Consider the following 17,441-nt stretch of genomic DNA (forward strand, 5'->3'; position numbering starts at 1 on the left):
CTTGGGCGATGTTCACTAAGGCTTGCGGATCAGTCGAACGTTGAGGTCGCTCAGGGCCGGGACAAGAGCGCTCAGCATCATCAGCGGGTGGACGGGGCCGGCCGTCAGTTTGCCAACGCCGCGGTCATAGACAGCGACGCATTCCTCGCGGCTATGGCGCGAGGTGTAGATTAGACCGTCCAGCGTTGGGGCCTGTTCGTAGATTTCGGCGCTGAAGCTGCGGCCGGCCTTCTGGTTGCGTGCAAACAGGGCGTCGGTCTTCACGCCGAGTTGGGTCGGGCCAAGCCCGGTCAGATCGAGTAGCCGCAGAGGCGCTGTCGAGGCGACCACCGTGACGCCCCAGGTTTCAACTTCTTCCTGGGTGAGATCGCGTTTGGACTTGCCGGCGAAACGGTCGCGCACCAGCGTCTCGGCGACGCAGGTTACAAGCGCGGGAGCCGCATAGAGCAATCGGAAGGCGTCGGTCGGGCTGGCAAAGCGCGTGCGGCCATAGCCCATACCCAAGGGCGTAGTCGCGTTGGCCAACAGCGTGGCGCGCAGGTAGTCGCCCAGATCGCGATTCACGGTGAACCGATCGAGGACGGCGCGATCGAACTTCACGGCTGACCGTAGTCCCGGGCCGCGAGATCGGCGATCTCGCGGACCTTACCGGCCTTCAGCTGCGCGAGCGGCGTCTGTTCGTCGAGCTCGGGATGGGGTGAGATCAGCCACAACCAGGCGGTACGGGGTTCGCGGATGATGGTCAGCACGGACGTCAGCCCTTCGACGGGGCGAGCGTCGATGAACTGGGCGATGGGGAAGACATGGGCGCGCCGGCCCTTGAGCAGGCCCACGACCGCGCCTTGTTGTTGCCAGGCGTGCAGGGAGGAGCGGGCGATGCCGTAGTCGCGCCGCAGCTCCGTTGATCCGGCCACCGGTCCGGCCCAATCCTCGAGCTTCATGGGCTCGGCGTAGGCGCTCAGACGGCGTTGGCCTTCTTCCAAACTTAGGAGCGCGCCTAGACCTTCCCCGCGCATGGCGCTTGGGTTCTCTGGCCTAGCCGTCGTCGCCGACGTCTCCGCCAGGATCTCCCGCATCGCCTTCAGCACCCGGTCCTGGCTGACCACATCGTTGGCCAGGGCCGCTTGCTGGGCTTCAGTCAGCTTGGTCGTCAGGTAAGCAGCGGCGGAAAGGGCCTGGCCGGTCATCGCTAGACGGCGGGGACTGAGGCGCGGGTGGCTTTTGGACAGCAGGGCGACGAGTTGCTGGGGGTCAAGGCCCAGAGGATTGTCGCTTGCGGCTGGCCGACGCCGCGCGGGGGAGGTGGACATAGGGCGCTCCGGACTCATCTGCGACCCATATAGGGCAAAATGGCCTTTTTGTCCAGAATGTCCCAATTGTCCCGTGTGTGCTTGAAGCTGCGGCTATGGCCCCTCGGGCCACAAAGCCATGGGACTTGGTGGCGGAAGCGCGATCTCGCTCTGCCGAAGACGTCGCCGGGCCAAAGCCCGCGCGATGGTGCCGCGGTGGGCATAGCGCTCCAGGCAGGCGAGGTTGCGAAAACTGTGGCCCGTGCAGAAGGCCACCTCCTGTAACGACCAGCCGTCGGCCAGGCGACGGGTGACGAAGGTGCCGCGTAGGTCGTGGAAGGTGAGGTCGGTGATCCCGGCCTTGCGGCAATAGTAGCGCCAGGCGTTGCGAAAACCCCCTTCCGAGGCCCAGGCTTGACCGTCCTGGCGCACCAGCACGAACGGACTGCTTCGCGGCGCGATCTCCAGCGCCCGCGCCAGGGGCGGAGTGATCGGCACGGCGACGTCCTGGCGTGTCTTGGCCTGCCGCAGACCGATCACGTCGCCATCGATGTCGCGCCAGCGCAGGGCCAGAAGGTCGCTCTGTCGCTGGCCGGTCTCCACCGCCAGGATCAACGCCAGGGCCAGGTTGGGCGCGGCGACGGCGACAAAGGCCTCGACGTCTTCCGGCCGCCAGATCTTGTAGCGACGGTCGCTGCGATAAAGGGGCGGGATGCCTGCGGCGCGATTCCGCTCGACGAGGCCGCGACCGGCGGCCCAGCCAAGCAAGGACTTGAGCACTTGAACGCGGTAATCGGCCCGGCGTGGACTGGCCGCGCGGCGGTCGCGCCAGGCGAAGATCCGCTGGGCGGCGACCTTGTCGTCGAAGGCCGACAGCGGCTCTCGCCCGAAGGCGCGGCCGATGCGGCCCAGCTGTTCGCGGTAGTCGTCCTGGGTGCGCGGGGCCAGACGCTTGAACTCCGGCGACTGCTGGTAGCGCCAGACGAGGTGGCCAAGGCTGCCGGCCCTGGGCTCTGGGCCCAGCAGGGCCGCGTCGAGCCGGGCGGGGAAGCTCTCGGCATCGGGCGCGCCGAGCGGGATGTAGCGCCGGCCGCGGCGCAGGAAGGCTTGGGCTTGATCGCCGCCATGGCGGGCGGGGGCGACGACGACGCCCTTGGGCATGCCAGTCGCGCGCGGCAATGCATTCATCTTCGGGCCTCCAGATCATTCGGTCGCCCTTTTGAATGCTACGTATCGTCATCGACGTCAATGCTACTTATCGTCTTCATTATCCGCCATTGTTTTTGAGCGCGCGTCGCCGCCAACCGCGCGGCATGGGGTCAGCGCGACGCCTTGGTCATGGCTTCGGATTTGGTGAACAGCGACAGCGTTTGGCCTAGCGCCAGAAGGTCCATCTAGTCGGCACGTGTTGCACGAGCCCATAGTGCCATACGGTTTCGAAGCCCTCTTCGGGCGCGCGCCGGTAGGCCGGGATCCTTAGCGCAAGCGGCGCATCGGGCGGCTTGGTGTTTATTGGCGGGTTTAAAATTTTTGCCCATCAAATTGCTCTTTTAGCGTTGAGCAGAAGGGGGGATGTAGGTAAAAATACGCGCGTGAAGATCAGTCCCCTGTAATGGAAAATTTGATCCCAGAATATTTGAATGAATTGACAGCTATTCGGAAGTGAGGCGGCTGTATGTAATGCGCAGAGGATTATTGTTTGTGTCCGTAACTAGAATCGCGACGGTGATGTCGCCACCGTCCGACACGATGCCCGAAACTGAAGTGGTGTCGGTGTTAAGCGCAAGCGAGCCTATTCTTCCATCAGCATTTACTGCGACGCTATTGGTAGAAAAGCCGCGCACCTCAAGATCGAACTTGAAGCCGCCGGATCCGGCCGCCAGGGTTGCTCCAGTATCCCAGACGGAAACCAAATTGGCGCCTTGCGTCATAGTGACCCGAACCCTGCCATTGACCGCACCGCTCGTCCGTTGGCCGCGAAGCTTGAGGGTGGCGAGTGGAAGGGGTTGGGCATTTCCAGGCACCGCTTTGGTGAGGAGAGCAGGGAGTGTGTATGAGAACAGAGTTTGCTCACCCGAGCCGCCAGTATAGCTCTGCGCCGAGTAGGTAGACGAGCCATACACGGCCATGCGCCTACCCGTCGTCTGACGCGTGTCCTCGGCGCTCACGACAAGGTCGCGCGTCCCTTGATATAGCAGACCAGAATAGCCTAGGCGCAGGCCAGGAATCGACCCGATGGCCGAGACGACGCTGGTCAGCGTGAGATTTCCACCGATGGAGATGTCCGACGAACCGGAGCCGACGGCGCCGAACAGGCCCGAAGAGACGTTCGCGAAAATCGCACAATCGCGAATGTACCCGGAAAGGTCGAATAGCTTATAAATGGGGCCTTGGATGTTGAAGCTGTAGTTCGCGATATTCGCGCCAGAAGCCCCAGCAATCGCCGCTGCGGAGGTGGTGTCGGAACTTAGACGACCGTGAATTTTGCCAGCAGTTGACGTGGTGGCGAAATACACAGCTGGAACACTCGTCGCGGTGCTCTGGTTTTCAGTCCGTAGCTCGTCTGCGTTGACATTGCAGCCGCCACCGTTTCCGTGCGCGTCCACGAGGAAAATACGCCCGGCTGATCCGGCCCCCGTAAGCGCACAATAAGTGCTGCGGATCGACAGCGAGTTGCCGCCGGAAAATTCCAGCGGCGCGACGTACTCGGCGACGAATTCACATCGATCGATATATCCTTGGGTGAAGTCGACGGCCGTTGGGATCGTGATGAATTTCGATGCGATGGATGCAGGCTTCGTCTCCCCGATCACGACGCCGCCCTTGGCTTCGGTATCGATGATCCTGCTCAAGTCAGAATTATAGACCACGATCGCATAATTGGTCGTCGCCCCGAAGACGGTGACGGAGCAATCGACAATCTGTTGCGTATTGCCGGCGCTGCCTCCCACGGACTTCGCCAGCAGGACGCCGCATGTCGCCTTTGAGGCGCCGCTGGGCGAGATGCCGATACTGCGCAAGCCGCCGCGCCCGTTGCCGCACATATCGAGCACGGGATACTCTTCGCCAGCGGGAAAGGCGTGCGAGATCACCGACTTGAAGCGGCCCTGACCAACGATCCAGAAATTCGTGTTCGATGAGGCACCCTGGCAATTCAAAGAGCGCGCGACCTTATAGGTGGCCCCGGCAAGGAAAAGCTGCACACCCTGAAGCTTGCAAAAATCGATGGCGTTCTGCAGCGCGACGCTATCATCCGTAGTCCCATCGCCGGCGGCGCCAAACATCTCAGGATACGGGCTAGTGCAGGCAATCTCCCACCAAGCACCATCCATGCTTTGGAATTTACCCTGGTGAGATGGCGCGGAACTGACGCGCTTATACAGAGCAGCGCCGCCATCGCCAGCAGCGTAGTAGCCAGAGAGTTGAAGTTGGTTCACCGTCGATGGGACGTACAGCGCTGTTGCGGCGCTAAGTGTATCGATCGACAGAGCTAGACCGGCGGACGCCATTCCGGCGGCAATAGCAGCGCGGTCAGCAGGGACGCTCGTGTCATAGCTGTCTTGGGTCACGAACTGACTCCGATCACCACGTAAGCGCCATTAATGGTGACGGGAATGCCGCCGATGAAGAGCGCGCCGGCAGGCACGCCCTCGTTAGCGGTGAGGGGGCGTCTACTTGGACGTGTCATGTTGAGGCTCCCCGTTAGGTGCATTTGATTGCCCCCACAGCGATCGCACCTTCGGCGTATTCCGGCTGATCTGGTCTAATTGCGTACGCTACGCATAGTAGCGCCTGAGGCTGCCCACAACTGTACAAAGACGTCCATCGGTAAAGTTTCGAGCGCTGGTGTGCATGCGCATATCCATCATTCGATGGACCGGCAGCCGAGTAGCTCCGCTCGACTCCCGCCCGCGGTTCAGGTTTAGCTTGGTCTCAAGCGTGGATCGGCGACGGCTTCATGCAACCGATCACTGAGGCGACGACGATGACCCTCCCGCCCGATCAGCACCCTTCGACAAGTACACGCCGGGCCTGAGCTATGTTGGCGTGCGGTTCCCACCGGGCGTGCCGTTTGCCTCCATGGACGTCGTCATGACGCTGACGAATCTCATGGAAGTAGTACGGAGCATATTGCTGCGGTTCAAATCGGACTTCGGGCCACCCGATCCACTACCACCTAAGCCCAGGCGAGCGTTCTTTCCTCTCGAGACGGGCGTCGGAGCTGGCTTTTATGCCGGCTCGGTGCGGCGCGGCGCGCAAGGCGAATAGGCGCGCCTGGCGACGACGCCCTCGGGCATGCGGTCGCTCGTGACATCGCATTCATCTTTAGGCCTCCGGATCGATCGGTTGCCGGCTGAAAGCTACTTATCGTCTGTCGCCGCAAAGTCATCATTTTCGCAGAAGAGGGTGATGAAAGCTACGCCCTCCGCCCTTCGCCGCATCGTGGCCGACAACGTCCGGCGGCTTCGGCGCGAGCTGGCGATGAGCCAGGAGGAACTGGCCGGTCAGGCCCAGTTGCATCGGACCTATGTCGGGGCGATCGAGCGGGCCGAGCGCAATCTGTCGCTCGACAACATCGAACGCTTGGCGCTGGCACTGAAGGTGGCCCCGGCGCGACTGCTGACGCCGGAAAACAGCTAGGGCTTCAAGGCGCGAAAGTCGCCTCGAGGCGGCCTGGATCGTCTAGCGGCATGCACGGCCGTCCGCGTGCATCCGCTTTGGAAACGGAGGTCAAAGCGGGGGTGGGCCTTCAGCTTGGCGCGCTAAATAGTTGATATATTTCAAGTTGATATGGCCTATGCGCGGACTCTCACCGCCACTACCTTTCGTAAGTTTCCATATTTCCCTTAGCCACCCTCGGGCGGCGAGGCCGGGCGCTTGTCGCCCGGAACCGGACGTTTGATCGTCTGACAAGGACGGGTTGCGGACCTTGGAATAGGTCGCCTTCGCGGCGGTGGATCGCAAACGTCACGCGGCTTGCTGAAAGCTTTGAATTCTGGACCTTGGGCGCATGCGCCTCAATCTGCTTCGCTTCTCGATGGCCGTCTTGAGCCTGCTCGTCCTGGCGGTCACCGGGCGCGCACAGGCGCAAGATCTGAACTGGACGTCGGTCAGGGCCGAGGAAGCGCCGGGAAGTTCGAGCCGCCTCTATCCCTTCTTCGCCGCGAACCGCGACTTGGCTTTCGACGGCTACGTCGAACAGGAAGTTTTCGTCTCCGGGCAGGCGGCGCCGCTTTCGACGCCCTATGGTTCCGATCCTGGCGAGACCGCGACGGCGAAGGGGCCGCCCAGGCCTTTCAAGACGCGCGTGCTTGTCCGTCGCCCCGATCGTCCCGAACGCTTCAACGGCGTGGTGATTCTCGAATGGCTCAACGACTCCAATGGCTTCGACGCCGACAACGTTTGGCTGGCGCTGCAAGATCACCTTGTCGCATCGGGGTATGCCTGGATCGGCGTGTCAGCTCAGGGCTTTGGCGGGGTGGATGCGCTGCGAGCTTGGAGTCCGGCTCGTTATGGCGACCTGCAGATCGAGAATGGCGGCGCCATGACCAAGGAGCCGCTTGCATTGGATATCTTCCGCCAGATCGCGGCCGGCGTGCGCGGCCGCGACGCCGCCGCGTTGCTGGGCGGGCTAAGGCCGACCACGGTCGTCGCCGCCGGTCAGTCGCAGAGTGCGATCTGGCTGGCGGGCTTCGTCAATTCCGGTTTGGCGCGCGACCGGACCATCGACGCGTTCCTGCTCATCTCCGCGACGGGGGCCACGATCGATCCCGCCACGCCGGCGCCCGTGCTACGCGTGGTCGCGGAAGGTGACGCCGCCGGCGCCGACGCCGAGAACCAGCCCGAAGATTCTGTTCGCTTTCGCCAATGGGAGATCGCGGGGACATCTCATGTCGATCGTCATCTGCGGGCCGCGCGAGAACCGGTGCAGCTGCGCGACCTGGGCGTCTCGGTTCAGGCGGCGATCGGGCCGACGTGCACGATCGCGGCGATCGGGACCGTGTCTCCGGCCCATATGGTCGAGGCGGCGGGACTGGACAGCCTGGTCGCCTGGTCTCGGGGAGGGTCGCCGATCCCGAGCGCGCCGCGTCTTGTCCGTCAGCTCGACGCCGAGGGGCGCTTGAAGCGTGACGCGTCGGGCCTGTCGCTTGGCGGCATCCGGCTCCCCGACGTCGCCGTTCCCGTAGGCCTCAACGTAGGGAAGAACAGTGGCGCGGCGGCGTGCCGCTCGCAGGGCTATTATTTGCCCTTCGATCTCGCCCGCTTGCGCGCTCTGTACTCAAGCAAGGGGGCGTACCGCCGCGCCATCGCCCGAAGCGTTCGGGACAGTATCGCCGCTGGATTCCTTCTGCCGAAGGATGGCGAACGGATCCGGAGGGCCGCGCGCGGAGCTATGTGGTGAGCAAGCCCGTTCTTCGACCCGATCGTGCGGACGCTCGCAAGTTCAGTCATTGAAACGTGGGTCGCGGGCCTTTGGCCTTGAGCGTCTTGTGAATTGTCTGATTAATTAACGGCCCCTGGCTCGCGAGCGACCTGCGCTGTCTGTCACGTCGGGCGGATCGATGCCGATGTCCAAAGGTGCAATGATTCCGCTGGATAGAGCTTGATAAGAGGCGCGGGATCGGTTCCCAAGCCATGTCACCGGTGTCGGGGGAAGGGAACGAATTCGCGGTGATTTCGAAGCATTTGTATGAGGAGTATTCTTGATAATTTCCGTCGATCGGCTACGTCGATGGGCGATGACAGCGTTGCCATTTGGCGCGCATCGGGAGGGATAAACATGCCTCGCAGGCGCAGCATTCGAAATCGATGCCCTGCTGGAGGATTTGAGATGAGCAGCATGACCTTGGATCGGCGTCGCTTCCTGTGGACGAGTTCGGCTGTCGCGCTGGCGGGCGCCGGCGGTGCGCCAGGCCTGGGATGGGCGGGCGCGACAACCCGCGCCGATCGCGCCTATCCCAGTCCTCAGCTCAAGGCCCCCGGCGAGCGGTTGTCGTTGGGCCAAGGCTGGCGCTTCCATCTCGGCGACGTGCCGTTTCCGAAGATCAGGGGCCATGGCTGGTCCTACGCGAACGCCAAGGCCGGCAATGCCGGAGGCGCGGCCTCGCCCGAGTACGACGACAGCGATTGGCGCGAGCTCGACCTGCCGCACGACTGGGTGGTGGAGGGGCCGTTCGACAAGGACGAGAACCTCGCCCAGGGCTACCGCCCGCGCGGCAAGGCCTGGTATCGCCGCGCCCTTCGACTGGATCCGGCCGATCGCGGCAAGCACCTTTCGATCGAGTTCGGAGCCATCGCCACCCACGCGACGGTCTGGTTCAACGGCAGCGTCGTGGCGCGCAACTGGAGCGGCTACAACGCCCTGCAGATCGACATCACGCCGTTCGCCCGCTACGGCGACGAACTCAACAGCATCGCCGTGCAGGTCGACGCCGACGCCATGGAGGGGTGGTGGTACGAGGGCGGCGGCATCTATCGCCACGTCTGGCTCACCAGGCGTTCGGCGGTGCACATCGCCGACAACGGGGTTCACGCCGATCCGCGACGGGACGCGGCGGGGCGCTGGACCCTGCCGGTGGTCGCCACCCTGGGCAATATCGGGCCCAAGGCCGAGGCGGTCGAAGTCGAGGCCCAGCTGATCGATCCTTGGGGCAAGGCGGTGGGCGCGGGGCGCGTCGCCGCCGAGGTTCCGCCGCTGGACCAGGGTGAGGCCCGCCTTGTTTTGAACGTCGACGATCCGCGCCTCTGGTCGGTCGATGATCCTGCGCTCTACACGGTGCGAACCCGAGTCTGGCGGGCCGGCCAGGTGGTCGACGAAGCGGTGACCTCGACCGGCTTCCGGACACTGCGCTTCGACGCCGACCAGGGGTTCTTCCTCAACGATCGCCCCTTGAAGATCCACGGCGTCTGCCTGCACCAGGACCATGCCGGGGTCGGCGTCGCCGTGCCCGACAGCCTCTGGGATTTCCGGCTGCGGCGGGTCAAGGCGATGGGCGCCAACGCCGTCCGCTGCGCCCACAACGCGCCGGCGCCGGAGATGCTCGACGCGGCCGATCGGCTGGGTGTCCTGATCCTCGACGAGAACCGCAACTTCAATCCCAGCCCCGACTACATGCGGCAGCTGGAGTGGCTGATCCGTCGCGACCGCAACCACCCCAGCGTCTTCCTGTGGTCGGTGTTCAACGAGGAGCCGATGCAGGGCACGGAGGCGGGCTACCAGATGGTTCGGCGGATGGTCGCGGCCGTCAAGCGGCTGGACGACAGCCGCCCGGTCACCGCCGCGATGAACGACGGCATGTTCAACCCGATCAACGTCTCACAGGCCGTGGATGTCGTCGGCTTCAACTATCAGCCCGACAAGTACGACCGGTTCCATGCCGAGCATCCGACCCTGCCGCTGATGAGTTCGGAGGACACCTCCTCGTTCATGACCCGGGGCGAATGGTTCACCGACCGCTCGCGCAACATCCTGGCCGAGAACGACGAGGAGCCGGCGTCCTGGGGCGCCACGCATCGCAAGGCCTGGGAAGCGATCGCCAAGCGCCCGTTCGTGGCGGGGGCCTTCCTGTGGTCGGGCTTCGACTATCGCGGCGAGCCCTCGCCCCTGGCGTGGCCGTCGGCCAGCTCGTTCTTCGGAGCCATGGACCTGTGCGGCTTCCCGAAGATGGCGTTCTTCCTGCACCGCGCGCAGTGGATCAAGGACCGGCCCCTGCTGGACCTGGCGCCCCACTGGACATGGCCGGGCAAGGAGGGGCAGCCGATCAAGGTGATGGCGCTGACCAACGCCGAAGCGGTCGAGCTGCGCCTCAATGGCAAGCTGATTTCGCGCCAGGCGGTCGATCCCTTCGTCATGCCGTCCTGGATCGTGCCCTATGCGCCCGGGCGACTGGAGGCGATCGGCTATGTCGGCGGCCGGCCTGTGTCGAAGGCGATCGTCGAGACCGCCGGTCCGCCGGTGTCTCTGCGCCTGACGCCCGATCGCACCGTCTTGACCGGCGACGGCGCCGACGCCGCGCCGATCACGGTCGAGGCCCTGGACAAGGCGGGAAGGGCCGTCCCCACAGCCAACCTGGCGGTGACCTTCGAGATCGACAATGGCCGGATCATCGGTCTGGGCAACGGCGATCCCAATTGCCATGAACCGGAAAAGGGAAACACGCGCAGCCTGTTCAACGGGCTGGCCCAGGTGATCGTGCAGACCGAGCGCGGTTCCAGCGGGGTCCTACGCCTGAAGGCGTCAGCGCAGGGGCTGCGGGGCGCGCAAACGCAGCTGTCGGTTCGCCCCGGAGCGCGTGCGATGGCGCCGCGGACCGCGCCCATCTCGATCCTGTCAGACTGGCGGGTGTCGCCGGTGACGCGGGCTCGTCCCGATCCGTCGACCAAGCCAGCCGACCACGACATGAATTCCTGGACCTGGGCGCGGCCGGGACTGTTGCAGGACGCTGTTCCCGAGGGCGGCTTCGTCCTCTATCGCGCGACCTTCACGCCCCGCGCGACGGTGCGGCGGGCCGGCGGAAAGCTCGTGTTCGGCCGGCTCACCGGTCCGGCGGAGGTCTATCTCGACGGCGTCAGGATCGCGACCAAAACCGACGCCGCGCCCGGAGCCTTGACCGCGACGCTGCCGCCCAAGGACGGTGAGCGGATCGTGGCGGTGCTGATGGCCGCCGCGCCCGGCGAACCGTTCGGAATGGGAGCGGAGGTGATCGTCGCGGAGCTCGAGTGAGCGCGCTCGGGACCGGCCGGTCTATCGACGGGACGTCTCGTGGGGCAAGTTCGAGCCGCCAGCGACGCAGCGGCGGTGGGCGGTCCAAGCGATCGCGTGACCGACAAAGAGTGTTGAGGCGGCCGGCGCCGCCTCGGGAGGAAACATGACCCCACGGACTCAGGTGTTCGCCGAGCCTTCGTCGGACGCGGCGACTTCGACCGACAGGGCCGGGAAAAGCCACTATGTCGTCCTGGATGGACTGCGCGGCGTCGCGTCCCTGATGGTGGTCGTCTTCCACCTCTTCGAAGCCTATGCGGGCGGGGATCCCCAGAAGCAGATCATCAATCACGGCTATCTGGCCGTCGACTTCTTCTTCCTGCTATCGGGCTTCGTGATCGCCTATGCCTATGACGATCGCTGGAAGGCGGGCATGGGCCAATGGGGATTCTACAAACGCCGTCTGATCAGGCTTCAGCCGATGATCATCATGGGCAGCCTGATCGGCGCGGCGCTCGTCGCCTTCCAACACTTCTCGATCTTCCCCAAGTTGGAGAGCGTTTCAGCCTGGCGGATCGTGGTCGTAATGCTGCTCGGCTTCGCGATGATCCCGCTGACGCCGTCCGCGGAAATCCGTGGTTGGGGCGAGATCTATCCGCTCAACGGGCCTGCGTGGTCGCTGTTCTACGAGTACGTCGCCAACATTCTCTACGCGGTGGGGCTACGGAAGCTGTCGAACCGCTGGCTGGGCGTTCTCGTGGCGGTGGCGGCCGCGGCGCTGGTCCATCTGCTGGTGTTCGGGCCCCGGGGCGACGTCATCGGCGGCTGGGCCCTCGACGCCGGCGGCATTCGCATCGGCCTGACGCGCGTGCTGTTCCCGTTCCTCGCGGGCGTGCTGCTGATGCGCCTGGGCAAGCGGATCAAGGTCGGCGGCGCCTTCGCGGCCTGCAGCCTGTTGCTGGTCGTGGCGCTGGCGCTGCCGCGCTTTGGCGGAACAGAACGGCTGTGGGTCAACGGCCTCTACGAAGCGCTCTGCGTGATCGTCTTGTTTCCGCTGATCGTCGTCATCGGGGCAGGCCAGAAGGACGCCCACGGACCCTCGGTGCGGATCGCCCGCTTCTTCGGCGGTCTGTCCTATCCGCTCTACATCACCCACTACCCGCTGATCTACATCTACACCGGCTGGGTGGTGGACAAGAAGGTTCCTCCCGTTCAGGGCGCGCTGGTGGGAGCGGGGGTGTTCGCCGCGGCGGTCACGATCGCCTATGCCTGCCTCAAGCTCTACGACGAGCCCGCGCGGCGGTGGTTGGCCGGCAGGCTCCTGGCCCGGACGCGCCCCTGACCGCCACCCCTCCCGGACGGCGGCGACGGGTCGATGGTCAGATCGAGAGCCCAGGGTCGCCGTCCAGGACCCGTTGAACGAGCCGCGGCCGCTCTCCCGATTTCCAGAGCCTCGCGGTGTGGGCCACGCGGTAGCGGAGATCGCCGCCGTCGGGCCGTTCGCTGCGGGTGATCGGGCGCGGGATGCAGACGAACTCGGTCCGCATCTCCTCCGCGCTCAGGCGCACCGTGGCGTAGCCATGTCCGCCGAGATCCACGAACTCCAGGTGCGGCGACAGCTCGGGGTTCGAGAGGGCGCGGGCGCGGGCCAGGTCGAAGGTCTTGGCGTATTCGAGGCACGCGCGCACCCCGTGCTTCAGCAGCATGTTGAAGGTCGGGTCGGGCTTGGCCGCGCCCTGTCGGTCGACGAGGAACAGAGGCCGAAGGGGATGATCCTTGCGCAGCCGGTGTTCGTAGGACTCCAGCGCGCCCGGACTCGAGAGCGAACCGCCGACGAAGCTCAGGCCGACCGGCTCGAACTTGCCCGGCGGAAGCGCCGCCGAGGCGTATCCGGCCCAGAAGCTATGACGGTCGCCCGAGACGATCGCGAAGCCGGTGATCCCGGCGTCGCGGACCAGGTCGTAGATTTCGGAGCGCTCCGCATAGGCGGTCCCGTAGTCGCCGGCCCCGAGGATCGCGAAACCGCCTGGCCAGGGCTTCGTCATTCCCGCCGGCAGATTCTGCGGGTCTCCCCGCCAGTCCGGCGTTCCTTGCGAATTCCCCCAGATCTTCCAGGTGGCGGTGGACGCCCGCAGCCGCGCCTTGAACCAGGCCTTCTGCTCCGCGCCGAGGATCGTCTGCGGCGGCGCGTCCTTCTGCGGGTTGGCGACGCTGGCGCCATTATAGGTCAACTCCGCGGGCGGATGGCCGCCGTTGAAGGCCCGCCCGCCGTCGAGCACCTGCGCCGCCTCCTCCTGGAACATGCCGATGAACTCGGTCGGGGTCAGCTTGTCGAGCTCGGGATGGTCGAACGGGTCCTGGCTTCGGTAACTGTGCTGGTCGGTGATGATCATCTCAAGATGTCGGCCGTAGCGGAACGCGCGGTAGCCGATCAGGCTGTTGATCGCCGCGAGATTGTTCGGCTCGTCGCCGAGGCCGTCCGTGTCCCACCGCTCGATCTTGACGTCCTTCACGACCGGGGGATCGAAGGTTTCCAGGGACGCGCCCCCGGCCTTGCGGCAGCGTGACGGCAGGTATTCCCACCACGCCTGATTGGCGGCGACCTTCAGGGTCTGGCCCGGTCGCCCGCCGTCGCCCGGCTTCAGGATGCTCTGCCATCCCTGCCAGGAGAACTCGTGATTGTCCCAAATGGCCACGAACGGCCAGCGCGCGCGGGCGTCCTTGAGGTCCGGATCGGCCAGATAGCCGCGATAGACAGCGCGATAGCCGTCGAGCGTCAGCGGGTAGTGGAACTTGCCGGTCTTTCCGCCCTCGGGAAGGCGGGTGACCTCATATACCGTGCGATCATAGCGGGTGGCGATTTCCTCGGGATATTCCACCACCTCGTAGATGAAGTCGCCGAGGTGCAGGACAAAGCCGAGTTGGTCCTCCGGCTTGGCGCGCTCGTCCTCGAAGATCATCCGGCGGTACGCGTTGAGCTTGCCCTCGTTGATGCTCTGGCAGCTGACGAAGGCGAAGGCTACCGGATGCTGGTCGTCATCGCGTGGGGCGGTAAGGGTCCGCCCGACGCGGCTGCCGTTCCCCTCGGAGTCGGCGAAACGATACCAATAGACACGCGACGGCTGGAGCCCTCCGACCAGGACCCGCGCCGTCCAGTCCGCCGCCGCCGAGACAGGCGCCTGGGCGCGCGCCACCACGCGGTGAAAGGCCTGGTCCTCGGCGACCTCCACCGACAGCATATGCCGCGCGCCCGCCGCGAAGGGCCTCCGGGTCCACAGGATCACGCTGTGCGAGTCCGGATCACCTGAAGCGACTCCCTCGGGATAGAGGTCCTCGCGTTCGCGCCACGCGAGACGCGAGGCGTGCGCCCGACCGCCCCACGCGAGGACCGCGCCCATCGCCGCCGCCGTTCGCAAGAATTCCCGGCGATCGTTCCTCATAGGCGGCCTCTCTCGCTGATGCGGTCCCGTTCGGGCTTACTCTTCACCCTTTCGGCGCGGGCCGGAATGCCGCGTACGTGACGAGATGTGTGGATCAACTACGCATGCGGCTTGATGCGTCCCTCTGATTGCGAATAGATACTTTTGTCGCAAAGGTTGGCGACGGGGGGCGTCGAGTTGCGTTGGTCGCGGCTTAGGCAGGCTACAAGGCGAGTTCGTGGACCGAACGCCGATCCGATCGCGGAAGGCGTCGAGGACGGCTACGCGGCGATCGACGCTCTTGTGGCGTTGATGATCCTGACATCGACGCTAATCTGCGCTTTGACGGCCGCCCACCAAGCCGCCGAGGTCGCGCGCTTTGCGCTGGAAACCCGGCAGGCCACCGTACTCGGGCGATATCTCATCGAGACCGCGCCTGTTCAGCCCGGGGTCCGCGGCGGGCGGACGGAGAGCTTCTCCTGGAAACAAAGCGTCTCCGAACCCGTGATGGCGGTCGGCGCCAGCGCGATCTGCGTCCAGCGCGCCAACATCGTTGCGGACAAGAGCCACAGAACGTTCGCCTTCGAGTCGAACGTCGTCTGTAGCCGCGCGGCCGCCACATGAGCCAGGACGGCTATACCGCCGCGGAAGCGTTGGCTGCTCTCGCGATCCTGGGCCTGGCCATCGGCGGGCTGACCAGCGGCCTCATGTTGATCGGGCGCCATCAAGGCCAGGCGCAAGCCGCGCTGAACGACGTCGAGCGACGCCGAGCAATGGAAAGTCAGCTGACGTTGGCGCTGTCGACAGGCGGGATCTTCCGCTCCGATGACGCCAACGGCTTGCGCGGAGACTCGCGAACGATGGATTTCCCATGCGCTGGCGGGCGCTGCGCCGCGCGCTTGGAGGGGGCGTCGCTTGTTCTGGAGGACGCCGGCGGCGAGCGAACGACGCGCCTGCCAACAACGGCGGATCTGCGCTTCGAATATCTGACCGCCAGCAACGCATCGGCGATCTGGCCACCCACGCCCCGGCCACCGCCGGCGCCGGCCTGGGAGCCGCTTCGCGCTGTTGTCGTGCGCAAATCCTCCTCATCCAGTGATGAGCCCGTCGCGCTGGCGCGCCTTTGGCTACAGCAGAAGCCGGCGTGCGAATACGACCTCATCAGCCAAGATTGCCGAGGGGCGCCATGAACCTCTCCCTAGGGCTCAGGCTGGTCGATGAGCCGTCTGACGACGCCGGGCCCGCTCCGGCGCAGGACGGGCCGAAGGTCTTTGTCCGCAAATTGGTCGCACCGCCCGGCTGGCCGTGGGAACAAGGTCGTCTGGCCGATCTCGATGCGCGCCTGGGCTCGCCCCTGCCGGCCGGGGACGTCAGCTATCAGCTCAAGCGGCTGGAGCCGTGGCGGCCGGGCGGCCCTGCTCGATTTGCGGCATTCTATGTTCTGGCCGCTGAGGTGACAGGCAGGTTGGAGACCCATGCCCAGGTCGACGGACGCACCATCGTGGTGGTGTTCGAGTCGACCGACGAGACTGCCCGGCGCGCCAGGCAACTGGGCATGGTGGGCCTCTCGGCCGCGCTGACCATCTTCGTCCTGGTCGCGGCCCTGGGCGGGGCGCTTGCCCGACGCGCCCAGCTGGAAGGTCAATTGGCCTCGACCGAGCAAAAGGCCGCGGTAAAACTCAGGGGCGTTTCGGCCAAGGCGCGCCTGAGAGTCCAGGAACAGTCCCTGCGCGCTTGGCCCGATCGCGGCGCGCCGCTCGGCGAAGTGCTGGCCGACATCGCCGCGACCAGCGGGGCGGTCGATGGTCAAGCGCGGATCGAAGCTTTCCACTGGGAGCGCGGGCTGGTTGGCGTCGAGGCGCGTGGGGAGCGACCGCCGCTCATTGTTTTCGCCGATCAGCAACTCAAGCGCTCCGCGCGGCCGATCCGGCGCAATGTCTGGCTATGGGCGATCGAAAACCAGCCGCTTAGAACCGCTGCGCCCGAACCGATCGCGGCCGTGCCTTTGGGCCAGGACGGTTCGCGATGACCGAGCGATTGGGTCCGCTTTGGATGGCGCTCGCGGCGATCGTGGCCGCTGTTTTCGCCTTGGGCGCATCCACTGCGCTGCACGCCATCGCCACGCCCCAGGACTATCAGTCTCGGAGCCAAGCGCTCGAAAATCAGACGCGTCGGATCGAAGCCTTGGCCAAGTCGCCGGGAAATGACGCGGCCTTTCCGAAGGGCGCGGTGTGCGACAGCATCGAAGGCCAGGCTCCCATTCAACTCCGTGACGCGCTGGAGCAGGCGGCAAGCGCTCAGTCCTTGCGCCGTGTGCAGATCAGCCTGGGCGAGGCGACCGAGGCCGGCGGCAAGTTGGCGCCCATTCCGCTGCGGCTCGAGGCCGAGGGCAGTTATGACGGCGTGCTCAACTGGATGGATCAAGCTCGTCGCCTGACCCCGACCATTTTTGTGGACACCACCGATCTGAGCGCGGCTGGGCCGGACACGCATCTGACGATGGTCGGGAGGGTGTTTTGCTGGACGCGCGGATGAGCCTAGCCGGAGCCGCCGCGGCGACCGGTCTGTTGCTGGGTGGCGGATTCTGGGCCGTGACGGGCGGCGCTCAGGGCAAGGCGCTGGGCGACGTCGAAGCGCGGCTTGATGCTGTCTCCACCAAGACCCGGCGCCCGCTGGAGCGGCCCAGCGACGCCTTGGCCAAGGCCTTGGCGCTTCCGCTGCTGGGACATTCGGAGGTCGGCGAACAGGCCGATCTTCCGCTGCGGTTGACGGGAATTGTCCGCACTCCGGCGCGTGCGGCGGCGCTGCTCGCGATCGGCGGGGCGCCGGCCCAGTGGATCAGTGTCGGCGAAGAACAACAGGGCGTCCTCGTCCAGACGGTGTCCACCGCCAGCGTCGTCGTTTCGACCGCCAACGGTGAGCGCGAAATCTTCCTGGGGCCGGCGTCGGAATCGCCGAACGCGTCCGAAACGCCGCCGCCGGGCATGCGCGGCCCGCCGCCGCCGGCGAGCGCGCCGAGCATGAAGTGAT

At 65.6% G+C, this 17,441-nt stretch carries 14 protein-coding genes; 9 read left to right on the top strand and 5 right to left on the bottom strand.

All coding sequences use genetic code 11. The features are described from left to right. Positions 1 to 15 precede the first annotated feature (15 nt). From ASC70_RS09535 to ASC70_RS09550, 4 genes are all read right to left on the bottom strand, one after another. Positions 16 to 600 carry an RES family NAD+ phosphorylase gene (locus tag ASC70_RS09535; RefSeq protein ID WP_056049359.1) on the bottom strand — a complete coding sequence of 195 codons (585 nt, stop codon included), beginning with the start codon at positions 598 to 600 and terminating at the stop codon, positions 16 to 18. After that, complete coding sequence (locus ASC70_RS09540; RefSeq protein WP_156396169.1) at positions 597 to 1,310, bottom strand: hypothetical protein; 714 nt, start codon at positions 1,308 to 1,310, stop codon at positions 597 to 599. Before ASC70_RS09540 ends, ASC70_RS09535 begins: the two co-directional genes overlap by 4 nt. A 93-nt stretch (positions 1,311 to 1,403) precedes the next feature. Further along, complete coding sequence (locus tag ASC70_RS09545; protein WP_156396170.1) at positions 1,404 to 2,477, bottom strand: tyrosine-type recombinase/integrase; 1,074 nt, start codon at positions 2,475 to 2,477, stop codon at positions 1,404 to 1,406. Between the two features lie 464 nt (positions 2,478 to 2,941). Beyond that, positions 2,942 to 4,858, bottom strand: coding sequence for a glycosyl hydrolase family 28-related protein (locus ASC70_RS09550; RefSeq protein WP_156396171.1), 1,917 nt, complete (start codon positions 4,856 to 4,858; stop codon positions 2,942 to 2,944). Positions 4,859 to 5,699: 841 nt separating this feature from the next. On the opposite strand from ASC70_RS09550, the gene ASC70_RS09555 reads away from it, so the two are divergent. The 4 genes from ASC70_RS09555 to ASC70_RS09570 all read left to right on the top strand — a co-directional run bounded on the left by ASC70_RS09555 (position 5,700) and on the right by ASC70_RS09570 (position 12,334). After that, the gene (locus tag ASC70_RS09555) at positions 5,700 to 5,930 is read left to right on the top strand and encodes a helix-turn-helix domain-containing protein (RefSeq protein WP_056049369.1); all 231 of its coding nucleotides are present in this window, start codon (positions 5,700 to 5,702) and stop codon (positions 5,928 to 5,930) included. 370 nt (positions 5,931 to 6,300) lie between these two features. Continuing rightward, a complete protein-coding gene (locus ASC70_RS09560; RefSeq protein WP_056049372.1) occupies positions 6,301 to 7,692 on the top strand; it encodes an alpha/beta hydrolase domain-containing protein in 1,392 nt (463 codons plus the stop codon). Positions 7,693 to 8,121: 429 nt separating this feature from the next. Next, positions 8,122 to 11,013 carry a beta-galactosidase GalA gene (gene galA, locus ASC70_RS09565; RefSeq protein ID WP_200939208.1) on the top strand — a complete coding sequence of 964 codons (2,892 nt, stop codon included), beginning with the start codon at positions 8,122 to 8,124 and terminating at the stop codon, positions 11,011 to 11,013. A 145-nt stretch (positions 11,014 to 11,158) separates the two neighbouring features. Continuing rightward, positions 11,159 to 12,334: an acyltransferase gene (locus ASC70_RS09570; protein WP_056049375.1), complete on the top strand. Its 1,176-nt coding sequence runs from the start codon at positions 11,159 to 11,161 to the stop codon at positions 12,332 to 12,334. Between the two features lie 37 nt (positions 12,335 to 12,371). Here ASC70_RS09570 and ASC70_RS09575 read toward each other — a convergent pair whose 3' ends face one another. Beyond that, on the bottom strand, positions 12,372 to 14,390 hold the full coding sequence (locus ASC70_RS09575; protein WP_200939207.1) for an alkaline phosphatase: 2,019 nt from the start codon (positions 14,388 to 14,390) through the stop codon (positions 12,372 to 12,374). Between the two features lie 219 nt (positions 14,391 to 14,609). Here ASC70_RS09575 and ASC70_RS09580 point away from each other — a divergent pair, with 219 nt between their 5' ends. Genes ASC70_RS09580 through ASC70_RS09600 form a run of 5 tightly spaced genes read left to right on the top strand, consistent with a single transcriptional unit; the run spans position 14,610 to position 17,440 of the window. Further along, the gene (locus tag ASC70_RS09580; RefSeq protein ID WP_156396172.1) at positions 14,610 to 15,035 is read left to right on the top strand and encodes a hypothetical protein; all 426 of its coding nucleotides are present in this window, start codon (positions 14,610 to 14,612) and stop codon (positions 15,033 to 15,035) included. Further along, positions 15,032 to 15,601 (top strand): hypothetical protein, encoded by a 570-nt coding sequence (locus ASC70_RS09585; protein WP_056049385.1) that lies wholly within the window; start codon positions 15,032 to 15,034, stop codon positions 15,599 to 15,601. The genes ASC70_RS09580 and ASC70_RS09585 overlap by 4 nt, the downstream gene beginning before the upstream one ends. Next, positions 15,598 to 16,440 carry a hypothetical protein gene (locus tag ASC70_RS09590; protein ID WP_056049388.1) on the top strand — a complete coding sequence of 281 codons (843 nt, stop codon included), beginning with the start codon at positions 15,598 to 15,600 and terminating at the stop codon, positions 16,438 to 16,440. Before ASC70_RS09585 ends, ASC70_RS09590 begins: the two co-directional genes overlap by 4 nt. Then, complete coding sequence (locus tag ASC70_RS09595; RefSeq protein ID WP_056049389.1) at positions 16,437 to 16,946, top strand: hypothetical protein; 510 nt, start codon at positions 16,437 to 16,439, stop codon at positions 16,944 to 16,946. Before ASC70_RS09590 ends, ASC70_RS09595 begins: the two co-directional genes overlap by 4 nt. Next, positions 16,943 to 17,440 (top strand): hypothetical protein, encoded by a 498-nt coding sequence (locus ASC70_RS09600; protein WP_156396173.1) that lies wholly within the window; start codon positions 16,943 to 16,945, stop codon positions 17,438 to 17,440. The genes ASC70_RS09595 and ASC70_RS09600 overlap by 4 nt, the downstream gene beginning before the upstream one ends. Position 17,441 lies beyond the last annotated feature (1 nt).

Source organism: Caulobacter sp. Root343 (genome assembly GCF_001425745.1).
Classification (GTDB): Bacteria; Pseudomonadota; Alphaproteobacteria; order Caulobacterales; family Caulobacteraceae; genus Caulobacter.

Coding starts and splice junctions, on each gene's coding strand:
- ASC70_RS09590 (WP_056049388.1), top strand. CDS start 15,598: ATGAACCTCTCCCTAGGGCTCAGGCTGGTCGATGAGCCGTCTGACGAC.
- galA (WP_200939208.1), top strand. CDS start 8,122: ATGAGCAGCATGACCTTGGATCGGCGTCGCTTCCTGTGGACGAGTTCG.
- ASC70_RS09585 (WP_056049385.1), top strand. CDS start 15,032: ATGAGCCAGGACGGCTATACCGCCGCGGAAGCGTTGGCTGCTCTCGCG.
- ASC70_RS09540 (WP_156396169.1), bottom strand. CDS start 1,310: ATGTCCACCTCCCCCGCGCGGCGTCGGCCAGCCGCAAGCGACAATCCT.
- ASC70_RS09570 (WP_056049375.1), top strand. CDS start 11,159: ATGACCCCACGGACTCAGGTGTTCGCCGAGCCTTCGTCGGACGCGGCG.
- ASC70_RS09600 (WP_156396173.1), top strand. CDS start 16,943: ATGAGCCTAGCCGGAGCCGCCGCGGCGACCGGTCTGTTGCTGGGTGGC.
- ASC70_RS09595 (WP_056049389.1), top strand. CDS start 16,437: ATGACCGAGCGATTGGGTCCGCTTTGGATGGCGCTCGCGGCGATCGTG.
- ASC70_RS09575 (WP_200939207.1), bottom strand. CDS start 14,390: ATGGGCGCGGTCCTCGCGTGGGGCGGTCGGGCGCACGCCTCGCGTCTC.
- ASC70_RS09545 (WP_156396170.1), bottom strand. CDS start 2,477: ATGAATGCATTGCCGCGCGCGACTGGCATGCCCAAGGGCGTCGTCGTC.
- ASC70_RS09555 (WP_056049369.1), top strand. CDS start 5,700: ATGAAAGCTACGCCCTCCGCCCTTCGCCGCATCGTGGCCGACAACGTC.
- ASC70_RS09560 (WP_056049372.1), top strand. CDS start 6,301: ATGCGCCTCAATCTGCTTCGCTTCTCGATGGCCGTCTTGAGCCTGCTC.